This is a genomic window from Pseudomonas protegens, assembly GCF_013407925.2.
In the GTDB taxonomy this organism is placed as follows: Bacteria; Pseudomonadota; Gammaproteobacteria; order Pseudomonadales; family Pseudomonadaceae; genus Aquipseudomonas; species Aquipseudomonas fluorescens_AP.
The window spans coordinates 636,321-657,125 of the sequence record NZ_CP060201.1 but is presented as its reverse complement, the minus strand read 5'-3'; the positions used below and the strand labels follow the sequence as shown (position 1 = coordinate 657,125).

23 protein-coding genes are annotated in these 20,805 nt (G+C 64.0%); 11 read left to right on the top strand and 12 right to left on the bottom strand.

Translation table 11 applies throughout. From position 1 onward, the window contains the following. Positions 1-2 precede the first annotated feature (2 nt). The 5 genes from GGI48_RS03025 to GGI48_RS03005 form a co-directional block, all read right to left on the bottom strand. Positions 3-767: an amino acid ABC transporter ATP-binding protein gene (locus tag GGI48_RS03025; RefSeq protein WP_016964488.1), complete on the bottom strand. Its 765-nt coding sequence runs from the start codon at positions 765-767 to the stop codon at positions 3-5. Further along, entirely contained in the window at positions 764-1,423 is a 660-nt protein-coding gene (locus GGI48_RS03020; protein ID WP_179596904.1) for an amino acid ABC transporter permease, read from the bottom strand. The genes GGI48_RS03025 and GGI48_RS03020 overlap by 4 nt, the downstream gene beginning before the upstream one ends. A 9-nt stretch (positions 1,424-1,432) precedes the next feature. Beyond that, positions 1,433-2,080, bottom strand: a complete 648-nt coding sequence (locus tag GGI48_RS03015) for an amino acid ABC transporter permease (RefSeq protein ID WP_047303593.1) — start codon at positions 2,078-2,080, stop codon at positions 1,433-1,435. 63 nt (positions 2,081-2,143) lie between these two features. After that, entirely contained in the window at positions 2,144-2,932 is a 789-nt protein-coding gene (locus GGI48_RS03010; protein WP_179596902.1) for an ABC transporter substrate-binding protein, read from the bottom strand. Positions 2,933-3,122: 190 nt separating this feature from the next. Further along, positions 3,123-6,170: an aminotransferase class III-fold pyridoxal phosphate-dependent enzyme gene (locus GGI48_RS03005; RefSeq protein WP_179596900.1), complete on the bottom strand. Its 3,048-nt coding sequence runs from the start codon at positions 6,168-6,170 to the stop codon at positions 3,123-3,125. Positions 6,171-6,309: 139 nt separating this feature from the next. On the opposite strand from GGI48_RS03005, the gene GGI48_RS03000 reads away from it, so the two are divergent. The 5 genes from GGI48_RS03000 (at position 6,310) to GGI48_RS02980 (ending at position 11,845) form a co-directional block, all read left to right on the top strand. Then, positions 6,310-6,750, top strand: a complete 441-nt coding sequence (locus tag GGI48_RS03000; protein ID WP_016964483.1) for an Lrp/AsnC family transcriptional regulator — start codon at positions 6,310-6,312, stop codon at positions 6,748-6,750. 126 nt (positions 6,751-6,876) lie between these two features. Beyond that, positions 6,877-7,383, top strand: coding sequence for a sigma-70 family RNA polymerase sigma factor (locus GGI48_RS02995; RefSeq protein ID WP_179596898.1), 507 nt, complete (start codon positions 6,877-6,879; stop codon positions 7,381-7,383). Next, positions 7,380-8,345 (top strand): FecR domain-containing protein, encoded by a 966-nt coding sequence (locus GGI48_RS02990; protein WP_179596896.1) that lies wholly within the window; start codon positions 7,380-7,382, stop codon positions 8,343-8,345. Before GGI48_RS02995 ends, GGI48_RS02990 begins: the two co-directional genes overlap by 4 nt. A 97-nt stretch (positions 8,346-8,442) precedes the next feature. After that, positions 8,443-11,277, top strand: a complete 2,835-nt coding sequence (locus GGI48_RS02985) for a TonB-dependent receptor (protein WP_179596894.1) — start codon at positions 8,443-8,445, stop codon at positions 11,275-11,277. Positions 11,278-11,380: 103 nt separating this feature from the next. Further along, on the top strand, positions 11,381-11,845 hold the full coding sequence (locus GGI48_RS02980) for a DUF3429 domain-containing protein (RefSeq protein WP_179596892.1): 465 nt from the start codon (positions 11,381-11,383) through the stop codon (positions 11,843-11,845). Positions 11,846-11,972: 127 nt separating this feature from the next. Here the strand turns inward: GGI48_RS02980 and GGI48_RS02975 are convergent, their stop codons facing one another. Together GGI48_RS02975 and GGI48_RS02970 are read right to left on the bottom strand one after the other, a co-directional pair. Further along, entirely contained in the window at positions 11,973-12,179 is a 207-nt protein-coding gene (locus GGI48_RS02975; RefSeq protein WP_179596890.1) for a hypothetical protein, read from the bottom strand. Between the two features lie 100 nt (positions 12,180-12,279). Further along, on the bottom strand, positions 12,280-12,510 hold the full coding sequence (locus tag GGI48_RS02970; RefSeq protein ID WP_179596120.1) for a hypothetical protein: 231 nt from the start codon (positions 12,508-12,510) through the stop codon (positions 12,280-12,282). A gap of 278 nt (positions 12,511-12,788) precedes the next feature. Between GGI48_RS02970 and GGI48_RS02965 the strand changes: the two genes are divergently transcribed. After that, a complete protein-coding gene (locus GGI48_RS02965) occupies positions 12,789-13,481 on the top strand; it encodes a tRNA (adenine(22)-N(1))-methyltransferase (RefSeq protein WP_313771303.1) in 693 nt (230 codons plus the stop codon). 62 nt (positions 13,482-13,543) lie between these two features. On the opposite strand, the gene arsH is transcribed toward GGI48_RS02965, so the two are convergent. The 3 genes from arsH to GGI48_RS02950 are packed head-to-tail and all read right to left on the bottom strand — an operon-like array spanning position 13,544 to position 15,132. After that, entirely contained in the window at positions 13,544-14,236 is a 693-nt protein-coding gene (gene arsH, locus GGI48_RS02960; protein ID WP_179601894.1) for an arsenical resistance protein ArsH, read from the bottom strand. A gap of 24 nt (positions 14,237-14,260) precedes the next feature. Beyond that, on the bottom strand, positions 14,261-14,731 hold the full coding sequence (locus GGI48_RS02955; RefSeq protein ID WP_047303606.1) for an arsenate reductase ArsC: 471 nt from the start codon (positions 14,729-14,731) through the stop codon (positions 14,261-14,263). A 53-nt stretch (positions 14,732-14,784) separates the two neighbouring features. Beyond that, positions 14,785-15,132 (bottom strand): metalloregulator ArsR/SmtB family transcription factor, encoded by a 348-nt coding sequence (locus tag GGI48_RS02950; protein ID WP_016968441.1) that lies wholly within the window; start codon positions 15,130-15,132, stop codon positions 14,785-14,787. Between the two features lie 243 nt (positions 15,133-15,375). Between GGI48_RS02950 and GGI48_RS02945 the strand changes: the two genes are divergently transcribed. Beyond that, the gene (locus GGI48_RS02945) at positions 15,376-16,230 is read left to right on the top strand and encodes a hypothetical protein (protein WP_179596886.1); all 855 of its coding nucleotides are present in this window, start codon (positions 15,376-15,378) and stop codon (positions 16,228-16,230) included. Between the two features lie 121 nt (positions 16,231-16,351). Next, the gene (locus GGI48_RS02940; RefSeq protein WP_179596884.1) at positions 16,352-16,777 is read left to right on the top strand and encodes a GNAT family N-acetyltransferase; all 426 of its coding nucleotides are present in this window, start codon (positions 16,352-16,354) and stop codon (positions 16,775-16,777) included. A gap of 68 nt (positions 16,778-16,845) precedes the next feature. Here GGI48_RS02940 and GGI48_RS02935 read toward each other — a convergent pair whose 3' ends face one another. Beyond that, entirely contained in the window at positions 16,846-17,277 is a 432-nt protein-coding gene (locus GGI48_RS02935; protein ID WP_260620608.1) for a hypothetical protein, read from the bottom strand. A gap of 281 nt (positions 17,278-17,558) precedes the next feature. Here GGI48_RS02935 and GGI48_RS02930 point away from each other — a divergent pair, with 281 nt between their 5' ends. Together GGI48_RS02930 and GGI48_RS02925 are read left to right on the top strand one after the other, a co-directional pair. Next, positions 17,559-18,452: an AraC family transcriptional regulator gene (locus GGI48_RS02930; RefSeq protein ID WP_179596882.1), complete on the top strand. Its 894-nt coding sequence runs from the start codon at positions 17,559-17,561 to the stop codon at positions 18,450-18,452. Positions 18,453-18,868: 416 nt separating this feature from the next. After that, positions 18,869-19,801 (top strand): alpha/beta hydrolase, encoded by a 933-nt coding sequence (locus GGI48_RS02925; RefSeq protein WP_103740107.1) that lies wholly within the window; start codon positions 18,869-18,871, stop codon positions 19,799-19,801. Positions 19,802-19,839: 38 nt separating this feature from the next. Here the strand turns inward: GGI48_RS02925 and GGI48_RS02920 are convergent, their stop codons facing one another. Next, positions 19,840-20,352 carry a ClbS/DfsB family four-helix bundle protein gene (locus GGI48_RS02920; RefSeq protein WP_179596880.1) on the bottom strand — a complete coding sequence of 171 codons (513 nt, stop codon included), beginning with the start codon at positions 20,350-20,352 and terminating at the stop codon, positions 19,840-19,842. A gap of 139 nt (positions 20,353-20,491) precedes the next feature. Here GGI48_RS02920 and GGI48_RS02915 point away from each other — a divergent pair, with 139 nt between their 5' ends. Next, positions 20,492-20,779, top strand: a complete 288-nt coding sequence (locus GGI48_RS02915) for a barstar family protein (RefSeq protein ID WP_103740106.1) — start codon at positions 20,492-20,494, stop codon at positions 20,777-20,779. Positions 20,780-20,805 lie beyond the last annotated feature (26 nt).

Below are 20,805 nucleotides of genomic sequence, written 5' to 3'. Positions count from 1 at the left end.
TTCTAGGCGTGCAGGTGCTTTTTCAGGAACGACCGGGTGCGTTCGTGCGTCGGGTTTTGCAGGATCTCCTGCGGCGCGCCTTCCTCGACCACCACGCCACCGTCCATGAAGACGATCCGGTCCGCCACTTCACCGGCAAAGCGCATTTCATGGGTGACGATCAACATGGTCATGTGCTCGGCGGCCAGTTGCTTCATCACCTGGTTGACCTCTTCCACCAGCTCGGGGTCCAGGGCCGAGGTGGCCTCATCGAACAGCATGACCTTGGGGCGCATCGCCAGGGCCCGGGCAATGGCCACGCGCTGCTTCTGCCCGCCGGACAGGCGAGAAGGGTACTCATTGAACTTGCTGGCCAGGCCGACTTTCGACAGGTACTCCATGGCCAGCTCGCCAGCGGCGGCTTTGTTCAGCCCTTTGAGCTTGATCGGCCCGAGGGCGATGTTTTCATGCACGGTCAGGTGCGGGAACAGGTTGAAGTGCTGGAACACCATGCCCATCTGCTGGCGCACGCTGTTGATGTGCTGTTCGAATGCGCGACCTTTCAACGGCCGGTTGACGTGTTCGCCTTCCAGCCAGACCTCTCCCTCGTTCAGCACTTCCAGGTGGTTGATGGCCCGCAGCAGGGTGCTTTTACCCGAACCGCTGGGGCCGATGATGGCGATGATCTGTCCGCGCGAGACAGACAGATCGATGCCTTTGAGCACTTCCAGGGCGCCATACGCCTTGCGCGCGCCCTTGACTTCAACCATGAACTTTTCTGTGGTCATCGTGACATCTCTACCTTGGTTTCAAGCAGGTGCAGGCCGGCTTCCAGAACAAGATTGACCGCGTAATAAATCACCGCGACGGCCAGATAGAATTCGAACGGGCTGTATGTTTCGCTCACGGCGCGCTGGGCGCTGTAGACCAGCTCGGCAATGCCGATGATCGACACCAGGGAGGTGTCCTTGAGCAGCACAATCAGGTTGTTGCCCAGCGGCGCCAGGGTATTGCGCAGTGCCTGCGGCACAATCACGTAGCGCTGGGCCTGGCTGCGGCTCAGGCCAATGGAGCGCGCGCCTTCAAGCTGCCCGGGGTCGACCGACAGCACCCCGGCCCGAATCACGTCGGCGTTGTAGACCGCAAAATGCAGGCTCAGGCCGATGATGCCGGCCACCAGTGCCGGGATATCGATCCCCACTTGCACCAGGCCGTAATAGATCAGGTACAGCTGCAGCAGCAGGGGCGTGCCCATCAGCAGCCAGGTCAGGAAACGTATGGGCAGGGACACCAGTTTCGGGGTGTAGAGCACGATCAGGGCAAAGGCTATTCCGGCGATCAGGCTCAGCACACTGGAGCAGAGAAACAACACGAGGGTCCACCAGAGTCCGGTGGCTAGCAGCTCGGAATAGGGGGGCACGATACTCAGGTCAAGGCTTGGCATGGAGGCGTCTCACTTGGCCGCGAAGCGTTTATCGAGAAGATCAACCATCAGCCTGACCGTGTAGACCATGGCGATGTACAAAATGGCCGACACCATGAAGATCTCGAACGGCTTGTAGGTGGAGCTGATAAAGCGTTGCGCCGTGTAGGAGAGTTCCACCACGGAAATGGTCGACACCAGGGCCGAGCCCTTGATCAGCGCCACCGCATTGACCCCCAGTGGCCTGATCATCAGCTTGGCGGTTTGCGGGAGGGTGATCAGCCACAGGGTCTGGCCCTTGCCGAAACCGATTGAGCGGGCGGCTTCGACCTGGCCGGGATCGATGTTGCTGATCGCGCCGCGAATGGATTCGGCCATGTAGGCCGCAATGTTCAGGCCCAGGCCGATGACGCCGGCGGAAAACGGTTCCAGCTCAAGGCCGATCTGCGGGCCGCCAAAGTAGATGAGGAACAGCTGGACCAGGCACGGCGTGCCGCGAAAAACGCTGACGTAGACCCTGGCCAGGCAGCGAAGCAGAAAGAAGCCGGACAGCCGCGCTGCCACCAGCACGACGGCAACCAGCAGGCCCAGCAGCAGTGCCAGCAGCGAAACGTGCACCGTGACCCAGGCCGCCTCCAGAAAAAACGGCAGGGTGCGCTGTATGAGTGTCAGATCCATGGGCAGGCTCGAAAAGGTCGGATTGACTGGCCCGACCCCAGGTCGAGCCAGGCTGCGGATGAGTCAGCGAATGTCCTTGCCGATCCACTGCATCGAGATCTTTTCGTAGCTGCCATCGGCGAGCATGTCGTTCAGCGCCTGCTGCATCGCGGCCTTGAGCTCGGGGTTGTTCTTGCGCAGCGCAATGCCCATGCCTTCAACCCCGCCGTCACGGTCGGGCGGGGTGATGATGCGCACTTTCTGCCCGGTTTCCTTGACGGCCACCAGCACCGGAACGCTGTCCATCACCAGCGCATCGAGGCGCCCGGCATCCAGGTCGACCAGCATCTCGGGAAGGCCTTTGTAGGTCTTGACCTCCAGGTTGCCGCGCGCCCTGGCCCATTTGTCGTGGGCATCGCCCAGGGTGACGCCGACCTTCACCTCTTTCAGGTCATCCAGGCTGTGGATCGGCGAGTCTTCCTTCACCACGATGGTACGGCCGGCGTGGTAGTAGGGGCCGACGAAATCCACGGCCTTCTGGCGCTCCGGGGTAATGGTCATGGAGGCGATGATGGCATCGTATTTTTTCGCCAGGAGCCCGGCGATGATCCCGTCGAAGGGCGTGGTGACAATGCTGACTTTCACCCCGAGCCGCTGGGCCAGGGCTTCGCTGATGGAGGCGTCGAAGCCGACGATCTGGTTCTGCTCGTTGGCAAAGCTGAAGGGCGAGTACTGCCCGCTCATGGCGATGCGAATCTCTTTGGATTGCTGGATCGATTGCAAGTCATCCGCCTGAGCGGCTGCCGGACAGAGGAGCGCCGCAGCCGCGACGGTGGATGCAGCAAACAGACCCTTGAGCGTTCTGGTTAGCATTGGATGGCACCTTTGAAGAATCATTAATTATTGTTGTTGGGCTCTTCACCCAGGCCTCGGGAAAAGCTTTGCATAGGCCGTTCTGGAAAGCACCCGGCAAGGTGTCCGCCAGCCGGGCACATTGCCGGAGTTGGCCGACACTCTGTCGGCCATGCACGCTGGCGGTCACTCGCGCGCCGATCCTGGCGCTCTACTGCAGGGCCGCCTTGAAGCTGTCGTCCAGCACCTCCAGCAGGAAGTCGGCGTTCTTGTGGCTGAAGATCATCGACGGGCGCATTTTCAGCACGTTGTCATGGGGGCCTTCGGTGCCGATCAGAACGCCGCGTTCCCGGGCGCCATCGGCGACCTTTTTCGCCAGTTGCGTGGCCGGAGCCTTGCTCTGGCGGTCGGTGACCAGCTCGATCCCGAGAAACAGCCCCAGCCCGCGTACATCGCCAATGGCGTCGTAGCGCTGCTGCAGCGTGCGAAAGCCATCAAGCAGGTAATTGCCCACCGTCAGTGCGTTGAGTTTCAGGTTGTCGCGCTCGATCACATCGAGAACGCTGAGCCCTACGGCACATGAAACCGGGCTGCCGGCGAAGGTGTTGAAGTACTCCATGCCGTTGTTGAAGCTGTCGGCGATCTCGCGGGTGGTCACCACCGCCGACATCGGGTGGCCGTTGCCAATGGGCTTGCCCATGGACACCGCATCAGGCACCACGCCCTGGGTTTCAAAGGCCCACCAGTGGCTGCCCACCCGGCCAAAGCCGACCTGGACTTCATCGGCCAGGCACAGCCCGCCCTCGGCCCGCACCATGGCATAGACCTCTTGCAGGTAGTTTTCCGGAAAGAACAGCTGCCCGGCGACACTGGGAATCGACTCCGCCAAGAAGAACGCCGGGGCCCGGCCCTGCTTGCGCATGCTGTCGATCTGCTCGGCGACACTTTGCGCGTAGCGCTTGCCCAGCTCTGCGAATGGCCAGTCATCCGCGGCGCGGTAAACGTCCGGCACGGCCGCCTCGAACACATGCTCGGCGCGCCCCTTGCCGGCCTTGCGCTTGTACTTGTAGGGGCTCAGGTCAATCAGCTCCTGGGTGGTGCCGTGGTAGGCCCAGTCCAGCACGATGGCGTCGTTGCGCCCGGTGTGATTGCGCGCCATGCGCAGCATCAGGCTGTTGGCTTCGCTGCCGGAACAGCCGAAGGAGGCCACCGCCAGGCCCTTGGGCAGGGTCGCGGTGAGGCGCTCGGCGTACTCGACGATGTTGTCGTGCAGGTAACGGGTGTTGGTGTTCAGCCGTGACGCCTGGCGCGCAAGGGCTTGCACCACATCGGGATGGCAGTGGCCGAGGTGGCAGACGTTGTTGAAGCAGTCCAGATAGGCCCGGCCAACGTTGTCGATCAACCAGACCCCATCACCGCGCACGAACTTGATCGGGTCCGAGTAGGAAATCGACAAGTTGGGCAGCAGCACTTGCTTACGCCTGGCCACGATCTGCGCTTTGGTTCGTCCTTCCTGGTGGTAGGTTTCCGCGGGGATCCCGGCCAGGGTCGAGGCATCCGGGAACAGGTCGGCCCAGACCTCAAGATAGGCGCGCTCACCGACGCCGATAAACTCGCTCGCCTTCAACTGGGTGTCGGTGGACATCTGGAAATGCACATGGGGCAGCCAGCCGCCGTTTTCCGTGTCCGCGCCCATGTAGCCCACCAGCGCGCCTGCTTCAAGGTGGTCGCCGGGCTTGAGGCGGGTCAGCGCTTCGTGGGCCATGTGCCCCCACAGGGTGAGGAAGGGCGGGCAACCGGCCGGCGAGTGCTTGAGCATGATCAAGCCGCCATAGCCCAGCGGTTCACCCTCGACCTCGACGCTCTGCACCACCCCGGCAAGGGGTGTGTACAGCGGCGTTCCGGCGGGCATGATCAAGTCGACGCCCAGGTGCATGATCCGACGCTCTCCTGCAATGAAGCGCGATTCAAAGGCGCGGTCGGTGTAGATGGTCCTGGCTTCGCCCCAGGGCCCGATGCCCAGCGGCACCTGATGTTCAGCTGAGAAATCATTCCACCACTGGGTCGCCTCCGCCGGGCGCTGCTCGGCCGAAGCGATGGTCATCTCATGGCTGGCATCGGCGAACGGCACAATCGCCTTGTTCAGGGTCGCCGCCGAGGGATGCACGATGTCGGCGAAGGACTGGCGGTGTTCGTCCACCCAGCGGCGAATCGCCCCGGCGCCTTCTATCGCGTCGTAACCACAGGCCTTGCGCAGGATCGCCGTGGCCAGGCGCGGGTTCATGCGATCCATCTTTTCCAGCAGGCGCCAGGCCGGCGCTTCACTGATGGCCAGGTAAGGGTTGTCCTGGGTCTGCTCATGGCGCGAGGCGGACAAGGTGACGCTGATCACCAGGCGCATGGCGATCAGATTGAACAGCACGTCCAGCTCTTGCGCCTGCAACGGGTAGCGTTCGTGGAAGCCGCCGGTGAGGGCGGCCGCCGCGCCGATGGGGTCTGGCGTGTCGAGAATGGCGTAGGCGCAGGTGATGGCGACTTCGGCAATCAGCACCGTGTGCACCGCATCGCCGAAATCGATGATGCCCGAGACCTGCTGCTGGTTTTGCGGGTTGACGAGGACGTTCCAGTCATTGCCGTCGTTGTGAATGACCTGGGTGCGCAAGCGCGCCAGCTTGGGTTCGACCCTGGTTTCGAAATCATCGATGAAGCGCTGCACAATGGCGCGTCTGGCCGGGTCCTTGATGAAGTGCAGGCGGGCTCGGGAACGGGCGGCGTGGCGCAGGTCCCAGTCCAGATCGCGCACCGCGCCGGGATGCATGAAGCCCTGCAGTGCACGGTCCATGTCGGCGAACGCTTGGCCCAGGTGGCGCATCAGTTCGAAGGTACGCGGGACCTCGGCCAGCGGTGTGCCCGGCAACCAGCTCACCAGGCGCACCGCGTGGGTTGCGCCGCAAGGCCCCACGGCCGAGGCGAGGCCATCACCGGCCAGGCTCTTTTTCAGCTGCGGCACGGCCAGCTCGGGGCAGGTACTGGCCAGATGGCTGAGGATGGCAGCCTGCAGTTCGCTTTCAATGCGCGGCTCGCTGGCGTTGACGACTTTCAGGATCCATCCCGCATCGCTGGCGGTCTGCAACCGGTAGTTGCAGTCTCGCTCGCCGTCCAGGGGCGAGGCGCTCGCGCTGACATTGAAAAGCTGCTTGGCCAGGTGTTCGGCATCGCGGGGCGAGAACTGCGGGGCGGGGTGGCAAAGGTCAGTCATGGTGGTGGTTTTCCTGGTTATTTTTTTCAGTTAGCTTGGCATGCGGAGTCTTCGTGGGCAGTAGGTATGCGGTCGGCTTTGGCCTGCATATTGTCGGAATCGACCGGCACAAAATCGGCAGTCAATGTGAGGAGTTTCAATGCGCGAGCTGGACGTGAAAGATCGGGAAATACTCGACATTCTGTCTAAAGAGGCACGGATCGCCCTGAAGGCCCTGGCCGCGAGAATCGGCCTGTCCAGAAGTGCCACCAGCGAGCGCGTCAGCAACCTTGAACGCAATGGCGTGATCCGCGGCTACCGGGCGGACATTGGCGAAATCGACGCTAACGTGATTCGCGCCATGTTTCTGGTGTGCCTGAAACGCACACCGGCCATCAGCCTGCTGGACATGCTGGCCCAGCACTCGCAGGTGCGCCGCATCTCTTCGGTCAGCGGCCAGCTGGACCTGGTGATCGAGATCGAATCACGCACCATTGATGACCTGAACCGAGTCCGGGATGCCGTCGCCAGCCACGAATCGGTCGAGGACATCACCACCGCCGTGGTGCTTCGCCGCGATATCGACCGACAGGCCTCCTGATTCGCCGCGTTCGCCCGGGAAACGTGGCGGGCAAGCCCCTTGGCCGCCGTCGTGAGCGTGCCGTGCTGTACAACGCCCATCGGTAAACAATAAAATGAGAAGCATTATCATTAGTGCGAATCTCTCATGCCCAACCACAGCCTTTCTTCGCCCGTCGCCCAGCTGTATGCGAACCATCACGGCTGGCTGCGCGGCTGGTTGCAGCGGCGCCTGGGGCACAGCGCCGATGCCGAGGACCTGGCTCACGACACCTTCATCCGCGTGTTGCGCTCCCAGGTGGATGTGCGTGAGCTGCGCCAACCCATGGCGTTTCTGGCCACCATCGCCAATGGCTTGCTGATCAATCGCTGGCGCCGCCAGGCCATCGAGCGGGCCTATCTGCAGGCGCTGGCGGCGCGGCCGGTGGGGGAGGAGCCTTCGCCGGAGGAGCGGCACTTGATGATCGAAACCCTGTTGCAACTGGATGCGTTGCTGGTGGGCTTGTCGTCGCGGGTGCGGCAGATTTTCTTCCTGTCCCAGCTCGATGGCTTGACCTATGCGCAGATCGCCACGCAGTTGGGCCTGACCGTGGCCCAGGTGCAGCGGGCCATGGGCAAGGCGTTCAGCGTCTGCTACGCGAGCCTGTTTGAATGAGTGGCGCGGCGATCGATCCGCGGGTGCGGGACTGCGCCATCGATTGGCTGGTGCGCGTGCAGTCCGGGCTGATGAGCGCCGCCGAGCAGCAGGCTTTGCAGCAATGGCGTCAGGCCAGCGCCGAGCATGAGCACGCCTGGCAGCGGGTCAGCCGTCTGCCGCTGATGTTGCAGCCGGGGGCCGATCTGTTGGCCGATGCCACGGCGCGCCGGGCCTTGCAGGTGGCCGGCGCCAATCCGCAACGGCGGCGGCAGGTGCTCAAGTGCCTGTTGGCGCTGGGGCTGCTGGGGGGCATCTCCTGGCAGGGGGCGGATTCCACCCTGGTGCGTTCGGCCCTGGCCAGTTATCGCACCGGCATCGGCGAGCGCCGGCGTTGGGCCCTGGCGGACGGTGGTTCGCTGTGGCTGAACACCGCCAGTGCGGTGAACCTGGACCTGAGCGCGGGGCAACGCCGCGGGCAGTTGATCGAGGGTGAATTGGCCCTGGATACCCCGGCCGGATCGGCCTCCCTGCAACTGCAAACGCCGGATGCGCTGTTGTACAGCCAGGGCGCCCAGCTGCTGGTGCGCCATGATCGCCAGGGCACCCAGGTGACGGTGCTGCGCGGGCTGGTGCAGGTCAGTGCCCGGCAGCAGCCGACGCCGCTGGCGGTGCAGGCCGGTTGGCAAACCCGGGTCGATGCCCGGGGCGCCGGGCGACCGAGCCCCATCGATACCTTTCTGGCCCAGGCCTGGCTGCGCGGCATCCTGCCCGCCGAGCGCATGCGCCTGGATCAATTGCTGGTAGAGCTTGCGCGCTATCGCCCGGGGTTTTTACGTTGCAGCGAAGCGGTTGCCGCTTTGCGGGTGACCGGCAGTTTCCGGCTGGACGACACCGATGCCGCCCTGGCCCTGGTGGCCAATACCCTGCCGGTGCGCATCGAGCGCAGAACCCGTTATTGGGTGACCGTGGTGCCGGCCTGAAAGTTTTTTTTCACCTGCGCGATAGTTTTTTCGATCTGGCTTGGCCTTCAGGTATTCCCCACCGGCACAGGTGGGTTTCGATCCCTAGGAGCCTTGCATGATTTTCCCCGTTCGTGTCTTGCGTACCCATACCTTCGGCCTGCTGTTGCTCAGCCTGCAACCGCTCTACAGCGAGATGGTGCTGGCGGCCGGCGAGCGCCACTACAGCATCGGCGCCGGTCCCCTGGACCAGGTGCTGTCGCGTTTTGGCGCCGAGGCGGGGATCAGCATGGCCGGCAGTGCGCTGCTCACCGCGGGCAAGACCAGCCAGGGCCTGCAAGGGGATTTCACCACCGAAGCGGGCCTGAACCAGTTGCTGGCGGGCACCGGCCTGGGCTACGTGCGCCAGGCCGACGGCGGCTATGCCTTGCGCCTGCGCCTGGAGGCGGTGTCGCTGCCGACGCAGCAGGTCAAGGGCGAGAACCCTGACGAGGAGGCGGTGTATCGGGCGCCGCGTTCGTCGGTGTACATCTCCGCCGACGATATGCAGCGCTTCGGCCTGGTGTCGGTGGGCGACGTGCTCAAGGGCCAGCCCGGGGTGCAGGTCGGCGACAGCCGCAATGGCGGCGGCCTGGATGTGAACATTCGCGGCATCCAGGGCCAGAGCCGGGTGGCGGTGACGGTGGATGGCTCGCAACAGGCGCTGGATGTCTATCGCGGTTATGCCGGCACCCAGCAACGCAGCTACATCGACTCGGACATGATCAGCGACATCGCCATCGACAAGGGCCCGAGCCTGACCTCCAGCGCCATCGGCGGCACGGTGAAGATGCGCACCCTCGGGGTTGGCGACATTCTCAAGGACGGTCAGCATGTCGGCCTGCGGCTCAAGGGCGACCTGTGGAACAACGGCGTGGCCCCGGCCGGTCGCGACCCGCACTCCAAGACCGAGGACCTGTACGCGGAACCGCACCAGAGTCGCGGCGGACTGTTCGGCTCGCAGGCCGAGTCCGGCAGCGCCGCGTTCGCCTACAGCCATGACTTGTTCGATGTGGTGGCGGCCTACGCCCAGCGCAACCAGGGCAACTATTTCGCCGGCAAGAAGGGCCAGGATCGCTACCGCACCTTTGACCGCTACGGCGATGAGGAAACCAGTGTCGCCACCACCTACAACGCCGGGGAAGAGGTGTTGAACTCCTCGTCGAAGACCGAATCCTGGCTGCTCAAGACCACCCTGCGTCCGGCGGACGGCCACAGCTTCGACCTTGGCTATCGGCGCTATGACGGGCGCATTGGCGAGATCATGCCCTCGGACATCTTCCGTTTCGGCACCGGTGGCATCTACCAGTACCCCCTGGGCCACACCCAGATCGACACCTACACCGCGCGCTACAACTACCTGCCCGCAGACAACCCGCTGTTGGACCTGACTGCCGACCTGTGGCTGACCGATGCGCAGACCAGCCAACTGAGCGCCTGGTCGGCGCCGGCCTCCCAGGCCTATCGCACGGATCGTTCCTGGGCCCGCCAGGCCAACCGCCGCACGGGCGGCGGGCTGGCCAACACCTCGCGCTTTAGCACCGACTACGGCGACTTGAAGCTGGACCTGGGCGGTTCGTTCCAGCTGGAAGAACTGCGCCCACAGAAGGGCGTGGTCACCACCCAGGACGACATCAACGCCAACCGCAGTTTGCGCGAAGGCTCGCGGCAGGAGTTCAGCGTCAACGGCAAGCTGGAATACCAGCCGGTGGAGCGCCTGACGCTGTGGGGCGGCGGTCGTTATACCCACTATCGCAGCAAGGACCATGTGGCCAATGCCACGGCGCGCAGAGAGGAGCGCGAACACAAGTACGTGACCGTCTCCAGGCCCGGCGACTATGGCTACCTGATGTGGTTCCCGGACCAGAACGGGCTGTACACCGATGCGACCGACCCACGCTTGAACAACGGCATTGTCTTCAACAACACCAACTATCCATTTGAAGGCACGCCCTATAACCAGTTCGGCGCGACCGAGACGGAGGTGGGCGACGCGCAAGTGGGCCGGGTGGTCACCGGCTACAACTATGCCGGCAAGGCCAGCAACAGTGGCGGCGCCTTTGCCCCGGCGTTCGGCATCAACATCGAGGTGCTGGCGGACACCTTTGTCTATGCCTCCTACACCCAGGGCTTTCGCATGCCTTCGCTGTTCGAAACCGGTTACGGCGTGCAGCAGACCACACCGGGCAAGGGCCTCAAGCCCGAACGCTCAAGCAACTGGGAGATCGGCGCCAGTACCCTGCACAAGGGCCTGTTGGTGGATGACGATGCGGCGGCGATCAAGCTCGCCTACTTCAACAACAGCATCAAGAACTACATCACCCGCTACTACGATCCGAGCCCGGGCCTGTGGGGCCTGATGCGCTTCAGCAATACCGACAGCTACACCACCCGCGGCCTGGAACTGCAAACCCACTACGATGCCGGACGGATGTTCGCCGACCTGTCGTCCACCTACTACCTGAAGACCGAAACCTGCGACGCGGCCTTCGCCGCCACCCTGCGCGCCACCAGTAACCCCTACCGGAAAACCGCCGACACTCCGGACTGCACCCCGGGCAGCTTCATGGGTTCCTACACCAACACCCAGAACCCGCCGCGCTTTGCCGGCAACCTGACCACCGGCCTGCGCTTCTTCGACCAGAGCCTGACCCTCGGCACGCGGATCACCTACACCTCGGGGCCCACCGTCACCGCCGACAAGCCCTGGCAGACCGGCGCCACCACGCCACAGCTGAACTACCGTGAAGTGGCGCTGTTCGATCTGTTCCTCAATTACACGTTGAAGCAAGACGCCAGCCTCAATGTGTCGCTGCAAAACCTCACCGACCGCTATTACCTGGACCCGCTGGCGCAGAGCTTCATGCCGGCGCCGGGGCGTACGCTGCGGGTGGGGATGCAGGCGAAGTTCTGAGGGCCGGGCATTGGCCAGCCGGTTGCGCCGAGTCAACGCGACGGCCATTCAGAGGGCGCTTTTGCGGCTACAGTTTTCAGTGCCCTAATCGAGAGGAATCCAGATGAACCTTTTGTCTTCTGTATCGCCCCCCAAGCCTGTTGCCCTCCTGGGTTATGGCGGTTTGCTGCCGTTTCTCGGGCTGGCGTTGCTGGCCGTGGTTGCCCACGGACAGCGGCTGTTGTGGTGCCAGGCACTGGTCAGTTACGGGGCGGTGATCCTGAGTTTTGTCGGAGCCCTGCATTGGGGCTTTGCCATGATCGCTCCCGGCATGAACGCGCAGCAGCGTCACACACGCTTTATTTGGAGCATCGTCCCTGCGCTGATGGGGTGGGTCGCCACCTTGCTGCCGCTGTCATGGGGCGGGTTGCTATTGATTGGCGGATTCTTCGCCCACTGGTGGCATGACCGGCAGCTCTCGCAGGTCATGCACCTGCCGGCCTGGTACCTGCCGATGCGTTTGCGACTGACCATCGTGGCCAGCGCCTGTCTCCTGCTGGGCGTGCTCGTGATGGCCATCGGCAGTTAAGCGCGACGTTGTCTTCTACCAGGCGCAGCAGGCCTCTGGCGAGCAGAGGTGGCTACAGAGAGCAGCCCATGGTCTGCAACTTGATAAGGGGGACTTTCCAGGGGTTCCCATTCATCAACCTCTACTTTTATTCCTGTCCGGCAAGGTCGGTCTTGTATTCGCCCCACTCCATGTACGCGTAGTACTGGGTCATTGCTTCGAAGTGGCTGTGGGCTTCAATTTCCCACACAAGCTGGGCGTCGGGGTGAAGCAGTTTGCGTGCGGTGTTTCCCTGTGGGCCGCCCAGGCAGAATGTCTGGCATTCATCCGGTTCCATCCAGAGTTGGTAATTCATCTTTGGTACCCATCTTTTTTGCTTTAGTGCGCCCGTCAGCCTTTTGCCCCTGGGCTTGTGAGTGGGCTGGGTGCGCTATCGCGGTTTTGCTTCGATCGACCTAGATCGAGCCGACCGAGCGCAGGTATTTTCGTGCCTGACGGCCGCTGATCTTTTCTGGCTCAAGGACATACAGCGAGCTCCAGAGCGGCGGTAAACCCAGTTCCTCCATGTAGGAAGTGAAACTGTTGAACGACTCGGTAGCCATGACCTCGGCCGTGAGCCACAGCGACTCGCACTCTTGGCAAACGTACAGAATCTCCTGCGTTGCCCGCACTTGAACCTTGGTCACTTCACCTTGTTCACATTCTGGACAGATCATTTTTTTAGCCCCCCAATGGGCGCGGAGTCTATCACTGACCAGGGTGCACGCTGCCAGCAACGAAGGTCTGCTTCCGCTCAGAAACCCGCCATGGAGGACGGTGCTTTCGGCCCCGTCCGGAGCGGGCCTTTTCTGCAGAGCATCCCAGGTTCCGGTCGCATAAATTTGAAATGCCCGGCATTGCCCGCCAGAATCGCCCCCCGATCCGGCCCTGGCTGGCGGAGGTTCGTGGTGAAAAGGGGCAGCAGTTGAAGCAACAGACATTGTCCATGCGCCTGGCGCGTGTGGCGGCGCATGTGCCGAGCGGGGCGCGCCTGGCCGATATCGGCTCGGATCATGGTTATTTGCCGGTGGCCTTGCTGCTGCGCGGCAGCATTACCGCGGCGGTGGCCGGTGAAGTGGCCTTGACCCCGTACCAGGCCGCCTTGCGCACGGTGCGCGACAACGGCCTGGAGCAGCAGGTCAGCGTGCGCCTGGCCGATGGCCTGGCGGCAATCGAGCCACAGGACCGAATCAACGCCATCAGCCTGTGTGGCATGGGCGGCGAGACCATTCGCGACCTGCTCGACAGCGGCCAGGCGCGCCTGAGCGGCCAGGAACGCTTGATCCTGCAACCCAACGGCGGCGAGCAGCCGCTGCGCCAATGGCTGATGGACAACGGCTACCGCATTCTTGCCGAGGAGGTGCTGCGGGAAAACCGCTTCGACTACGAAATCATCGTCGCCGAGCGCTCGGGGCCGGTGTGCTACAGCGCTCGGGAACTGTACTTCGGCCCGCTGCAGATGCAGGCTCGCAGCCCGGCATTCCTGGCCAAGTGGCAGCGCCTGCTGCGCCTGAAACAGCGCACCCTGGCGAGCTTTGCCCGGGCGCAGACCGTGGCGGATGCCAAGGTGCAGGATCTGGAACGCCAGGTGCGCTGGATCAGCGAACTGCTGGCTTGACCCGATTCTTCACGTTGTCCGCAGCCTACGAGACGCAGCGAGGCGGCACGCGGACCGTGCGCTCAGAGCGAGCGCTGATTGACCCGGGCCATCAGTTGCTCGGCACTTTCCTTGCGCTCCGAGTAGCGATCCACCAGGAAGGCCTGCTGGTTTCGTAGCAAGAGCGTGAACTTCACCAGCTCCTCCATCACGTCCACGAGCCGGTCGTAGTAGGCCGAGGGTTTCATCCGCCCCGATTCGTCGAATTCCAGGTAGGCCTTCGCCACCGAGGATTGATTGGGGATGGTGAACATGCGCATCCAGCGGCCCAGCACCCGCAGTTGATTGACCACGTTGAACGACTGCGAGCCGCCGCACACCTGCATCACCGCCAGGGTCTTGCCCTGGGTCGGGCGCACGGCACCGAGCTCCAGGGGGATCCAGTCGATCTGTGCCTTGAACACCGCCGACATCGCGCCATGGCGTTCCGGCGAGCACCAGACCTGGCCTTCGGACCATTGCACCAGGTCCCGCAGCTGCTGAACCTTGGGGTGCTCCACGGGAGCATCGTCGGGCAGCGGCAGGCCGGACGGATCGAAGATCCGGGTTTCGGCACCCAAGTGCTGCAGCAGGCGCGCGGCTTCTTCGACCAGCAGGCGGCTGAACGAGCGCTCCCGGGTCGAGCCGTACAGCAGCATGATGCGCGGTTTGTGCTCGGGCCTGGCGTGCTTGCCATCGAGCAGGGAGAGGTCGAGGTTGGGCAGGTGTTCTGACAGCTGTTCTGACATGTGGCCTCCGGCTCAGAGTGTGCCGATACGGTTCAACTCGTGCTGCAGTTGCTCACGGCTGAGGTGGTTGAAAGGCAGGCCCAGGAAGGCCCGGCAGCGCTGCTCGATGTGCGCCAGGGTGGCGCGGAAGGCGGCGTCGACGCAGGCTTCGTCACCCCGGACGTCGGAGGGATCTTCCAGATTCCAGTGGGCCTTGAGTGCGGGGCCGAAGTACACCGGGCAGGCTTCGCCCGCGGCCTTGTCGCAGACGGTAATCACGATGTCGGGCGGGTTGTCGGCGAAGGCGTCGTTGCCCTTGCTGTACAGGCCGCTGGTGGCGATGCCAGCCCGCTCCAGGGTGGCCAGGCTGCGGGGCAGCACCTGGCCCCTGGGGAAACTGCCCGAACTCAGGGCCGCAAATCCCTCGGGCGCCAGGTGGTTGAACAGGGCTTCACAGAGGATGCTGCGGCAGCTATTGGCCGTGCACATGAACAGGACTCGCATGGGGTGCTCCTCGCGCTGCGGGGTGGATTTCAACGACTCGATTGTTTGCCGATTCAGCAGCAGGCAGCGGCGCGGACCGGGCGTCCATCCATGTTCTGCAGGCGGGCAGCGTTGTCCTGGAGCCAGTCGGCGTTGGCGTGCAGGGTCACTTGCAGGATCTGGTGCACCCAGGCGGGCAGATCCGGATTGAGGCGGTAATAAACCCACTGCCCCTGGCGGCGATCCAGCAACAGGCCGCTGTTGCGCAGTTGGCCCAGATGGCGGCTGATCTTCGGCTGGCTGTCGTCCAGGGCGCACATCAGCTCGCAGACGCACAGTTCGCCCTGGTGCGCGATCAGCAGGGTGGCGCGGGCGCGGGTTTCGTCGGCAAGGCTCTTGAATACGTCGGCAGGCGTCATCATGGTGGCGGCTTGAATATATGGGAAATCGAATATACGGAAATCCATATGTTGCATGCAAGCCGTGGCAGCAGCAAAGCCTGCTGTTGCCGCCATCGAGCAGTCCAGACCCGAAATGAGCGCGCGCACTTGCCATTTGCCAGCATCTTGTCGGTGCCGAAAACCTGCCTTTATGATCGTCGCGTCATGCACGACGCCGCCGACGCGGTCCGCGGTTCTCTACAGGCTCACAGGGACGTTCAAGCGATGAAAATCACGATCAAGGCCGGTTCGCTCATGCAAGGCTGCTTGGGCAAAGGCCTGGCAGGGCTGCTGTTATCAACCTTCACCCTGGCGGCGCCAGCGCTGGTTGAGGCCAAGGAGGCACCGATTCCCCCCGGCGCGGTGCTGGCGGTGATGCAGAACGTCGAGGTTCCCGCGGCGAATGAGGAAGTGGAGCTGGAGGACGGTGTCACCGCCACGTTCTGGTACGGCAAGGAGCTGGACTTCGACGGCAAGCATTACTACGCGGCGTTTGTCTGGCACACCCGGGACAGCGCCTCCCGCCAGGGCGAGGATTTTGCCGCGCCCGAGGTCCAGGTGCGGCTGGCCGATGCCACCTTCGAACTCACCCACCCGGGCCAGACGCCGGCCTATTCCATACTCAGTATCGAGCGCAAGATCGGCTTCTTTGGCGGCCGGGAAAAGCCCGAGGAAGTGGACACCGGGCGCCAGGCCCTGGAACACCGCACTGGCGATGGGCGGCTGCTGTTGGCGGTGCCCACGGCCACCTTTGAGGACGGCATCATCACCAAGGGCTACACGCTGTTCGTGTTCAACCCGCACAAGAAACCCGAAGACGACGGCTGGATCTGGTCCCATGTCGGCCAGGTGCGCACCGGTGAGGACAATTCGGCGGCCTGCGACGACGGTGCGGTGATGCCGTGCATCGGCAGCGACGGTGAGCTGAGTTTCGTCGCCGGCCAGGAGTCGCTGCCGCAGGTGCAGGTCAAGGTCAGCGGCACCACCTTCCAGGGGCCGGAAAAAGTCCGTCCGCTGGTGGCGGCCGACAACCTCACCTATGTCTATGACAGCAAGACCCAGCAGTACCTCAGCCACTAGGCTGTGACCCGCAACGCTGGGCTTCTGGCGGTGTAATCTCGCGAAACGCCACATCACCACGGGGTGATGTGGCGACACCTTCAACCATGCATGACGGTGCAATTATCCAAGGGATCGGTGAATGACAACGCGTATTGAAATGCTGGTTGACCCGGGACAGGAGGTGCGTGCGGCCATTCTCAAGCCCTTGCGTGCCCATAACCTGGCCCAGGCGGGCGACCCCAAACCACAAGCCATCGCCCTGGTGATCAGGGATGAGCACAGCGGTGAAATCATTGGCGGCCTGCAGGCCGAGATCTTTTATCGCTGGATGTTCATCGAGCTGCTGGCGATCCCTGAGCAGGCACGGGGTCAGGGTACGGGCGCGCAGCTGCTGAAGATGGCCGAGGACACGGCAAGGGAAAAAGGCTGTGTCGGCATCTGGCTCGATACCTTCGATTTTCAGGCGCCGGAGTTCTATCAGCGGCATGGCTTCAGCGAGTTCGGTCGGCTGGATGATTTTCCGCCGCAGCACCAGCGCTTTTTCCTGCACAAACGCCTGAGCTGACCGGGCGCCGGGGGCCTGGCTGGCGAACGCCTGTTCAGGCGTTGTCGCACAGCCAGGGCCGAGGCTACTCAGGCACGGGCGTCGACGCCGATCCGGGCCAGCAGCCAATCCTGATAGAGCGCAGCGCTGGCCGTCGATTGGCTGCCGTTCTTGGCGGTGATGGTTCTGCCGTCCAGGCGCCCGATGTCCTGCAGGTATTGCAGGCCCTTGAGTACATGGGTGGCGTCGTCCTTGGTGAGGGACTGCACATCGGGCAATGCGACGGAGTTGTTCTTGTCGTCGAAGGTCGCCCAGGTGGGGTTGGCTCTGTATTGGGCGATCAGCTTGGCATCCGCGGCCTGTGCTTGTTGAACGTTGGCGTCGAGCCTGGCCTGCATTTGCGGCGTTGCGTTCGCGACCTGAATCTTCATGGATTTGAGCGTGCCATTTTCCAGTGCCCGGGTGATTCCTTTGAGGCCCGTGGCAAACAGCGACGTGGTATTTGAGATGCTTCCTGTCATGTGACGACTCCCTGGTTGGTCTGAGGCCAGCTGAGCAAGACCCGGGCCAGGTGCCCGCGGCCCCAGGCAGCACGGCTGCGGCCGCGATGCCTGGCGCGGCGCGGGGCAGGGGCTGGCCGCCATGGGCAAGCGATTGCCAGCCGATTGCAGGCCTTTGCCAGTGGTTGCCGGCCCCGAGTCGGGCCAGGCGCCTTCGGCGGCCTTGAAGAAACACTCGATCTGCGCGGGCAATCGGCGCACAGTGGCCGCCTGTACGTTCGTCCATTCCGATAGTCCGCACCATGACCCAACCGCAGAACGCCACCACGCTCGCCCGCCTGATCGCCCGGCACACCCCGGGTTCCGGCGACTTTCCCAGTGCCGTGCCCAACCTGACCCTGCATCGGCGCGCCACGCCGACCTCGGCCATTCCCTGCATCTACAGCCTGGGCCTGGGGGTGATTGCCCAGGGCGGCAAGCAGGTGCTGCTGCATGATGCGGTGATCGACTACCAGGCCGGGCAGGGCATGCTGACCAGCATCGATCAGCCGGTGGTGGCGCGGGTGTCCAGGGCCTCGGTGGCGGAACCCTTTCTGGGCATGATGCTGACCCTGGACATGCAGCAGATCCTGCAGACCGCCGCGCAGATGCCGCCGCCGCTCCCGTCCCAGGCCAGCGGTCATCGCTCCGTGGTGGTGGATGAGCTGGATGCGGGACTGCTCAATGCCCTGGAGCGGCTGCTGGGATTGCTGGACGAGCCGGTACTGATTGCGCAACTGGCGCCGCTGATTCAGCAGGAGATCATCGTGCGCCTGCTGGCCGGGCCTCACGGCCGGGCCCTGCAACAGCTGCTGGCGGTCGGCTCGCCAAGCCAGCAGATTTTCAGGACCGTGGCCTGGCTCAAGCAGAACTTCACCCAGCCGCTGCGCATCGACGATCTGGCGCAACGGGCCCATATGAGTGCATCGACGTTCCGCCAGCATTTTCGCGCGATCATCGGCGTCAGTCCGCTGCAGTTCCACAAGCAGTTGCGCCTGCAGCAAGCCCGGCAACTGATGCTCAACCAGAACCTCGATGCCGGTCGTGCCGCCGGGCTGGTGGGCTACGAAAGCGCCTCGCAGTTCAGTCGGGAGTACCGCCGGGTGTTCGGCGCACCGCCACAGCGGGATATCCGCCGGATGCGCGAGGCCGGTTGAGCCCGCGCGCCGGAACCCAGGACCGGGCTCGACAAAATAGGCAAACCGGCGCAAGCCGCAGAACCGCGGGTTGCCGGGCATCGGTGTGCCTTCGTGCACGCCGGTGACGCGGCCGAGGCCAGGCTGGGCCTGCTGTCCTGGCATGGCCGAGGATGGCTCGGGCGAATCAGCAAAAAGCGCAGAACAGGCAAGCTTGTCGTTGGAATAGGCAAGGTTTCGCCGCGTGCCATTTTTATACTGGCCCCCAGCGACGCAGCAGCCTCAGGGCCTGCGCTGCCCCGGGCCACCTCTGTTACGCCCGATTGCGACGGCCGCCCGCCGTCTTGCCTGTCAGTACCGCATCTGCCCACCTGTGCCGCAGCGGTCCGCCTATCGATCCAGACGAGCCTGCCCAGGGCGGCTCAAGGAGCATCTTCATGAGCAACAGCATCGAGCACGTCAGCTTCCGCAACCTCGGCTGGGACAACGCCGCGGACCTTTACCTGCCGGCGGACTTCGATCCGGGCCGCCGCTACCCGGCGCTTGTCAGTAGCCACCCGATCGGCAGTTGCAAGGAGCAGACCTCCGGCAATATCTACGCCGCCGGGCTGGCCCGGGCCGGGTTCGTGGTCATTGCCTTCGATGCCAGTTTCCAGGGCGCCAGCGGCGGTCAGCCGCGGTTCATCGAAGACCCGGCGATCCGCGTGTCGGATATCCGCTTCGCCATCGACTACCTGGTGACCCTGCCTTATGTCGACCCTGAGCGCATCGGCGCGATCGGTGTCTGCGGCGGCGGTGGCTACACCATCCATGCGGCGATGACCGACTACCGGATCAAGGCCCTGGCCTCGATCACCGGGGTCAACTTCGGCCGGCTGATCCGCGAAGGCTTCAGTCAATTCGATCCCGTCAGTGCCCTGCAGGCCATCGCCCGCCAGCGCACCGCCGAGGCGCAAGGCGCGGCCAGGCAGGTGATCAACTACCTGCCGGCCTCGAGGGCCGAAGCGCAGCAGAGCGGCATCAGCGATATCGACGTGCTGGAAGCCACCGACTACTACAAGACCGCCCGTGGCCAGCAACCCAATGGCGCCACCAGCGGCCTGTTGTCCTTCAACGGCGCGGCCTTCGGCTGGGACGCCTTCTTGCAGGCCGAAGTGCTGCTGACCCAGCCGCTGATGGTGGTGATCGGCGACAAGCCCGGCGGCTTCGGGGCCTACCGCGATGGCCTGGAAATCCACGGCCGCGCCGCGTCCAAGGACAAGCACCTGGTGGTGGCCCAGGGCTTTTCTCACTATGACCTGTACGACCGCGCTGAAGCGGTGGCGCTGGCCATGGAGCAACTGCTGCCGTTCTTTGGCAAGCACCTGTAAACCCCCTGTGCAGCGGCGCCCCGGTGGCGCCGCTGCCGTCATGGGGCGCTGTGGTGCTTGAGCCAGCGGCGCAAGCGTCCGCGGGCGTTGGCGTAGGGCGCGGCGGTGTTGAGCTGGATCATCCGGCCCAGGGTCCACTTGGCGTACCAGGGGCATTGGTAGAGCGCGGCATTGTCACGCTGCCGGATCAGGCTGACGATCCGTTGCTTGGCCGCCTCCAGGCGTTGGCGCTTTTGCGGGTAGGCCAGGGCGTCATGGTCGCGGTAGAACTTTTGCGCGAGCAGGCCCAACTGGTTCCACTTGAAGCCGTCCGCTGGAAAGGCCATGGGCAGGCCGGCCAGGTCCTTTTCCAGCCAGTCCAGTACTCGCTCGCTCCAGCCCAGCAGGTAGGCCAGGAGCTCGGAAACGCTGATCCGCGTACCCTTGACGTGGCCTTCCAGGCTGCGTTCGTCGACCCGCTCCGGGGGCACTTGATCCAGCGCTTGGCTCAGGGCATTGAAGTGGCTGTCGATGGCCTTGAGCAGTTGTTCCTTGTCCTGGGGGATCGCCATGCCGGTTGTTCCTGTGCGGCGAAAGCCCGGAGTGTGCCAGCGATTGGCCGCGACTGATTGCGCTGCATCAACGCCTGCCAGGATGGGCCTTGGCATCGGGTATGCTGGCGGCCGGTCAACCTGAGCAGAGACACGCAACATGACTCGCCTGCCATTGCTGGAAATCGATGTACGCGACCTGGGCACGGCCCGCGAACTGCACCTGGCCTTGCGCGACGCCTTGGGTTTGCCCCAGTGGTATGGCTGCAATTGGGATGCCTTCTGGGATGCGATTTCCGGTCTGGTGGAGCTGCCGCTGCAGTTGCGCATCCGCGGCTGGCACGGGCTCTGTCGGCGCTTGCCGGACGATGCGCGGCTGATGGAGCAGTGCCTGCGGCGCCTGCAGACCCAGTACCCGGCATCGGCTGCAGAACTGCAGTTCGATTGAGGCGCAATGCAAAAAGCTGCGCCGGG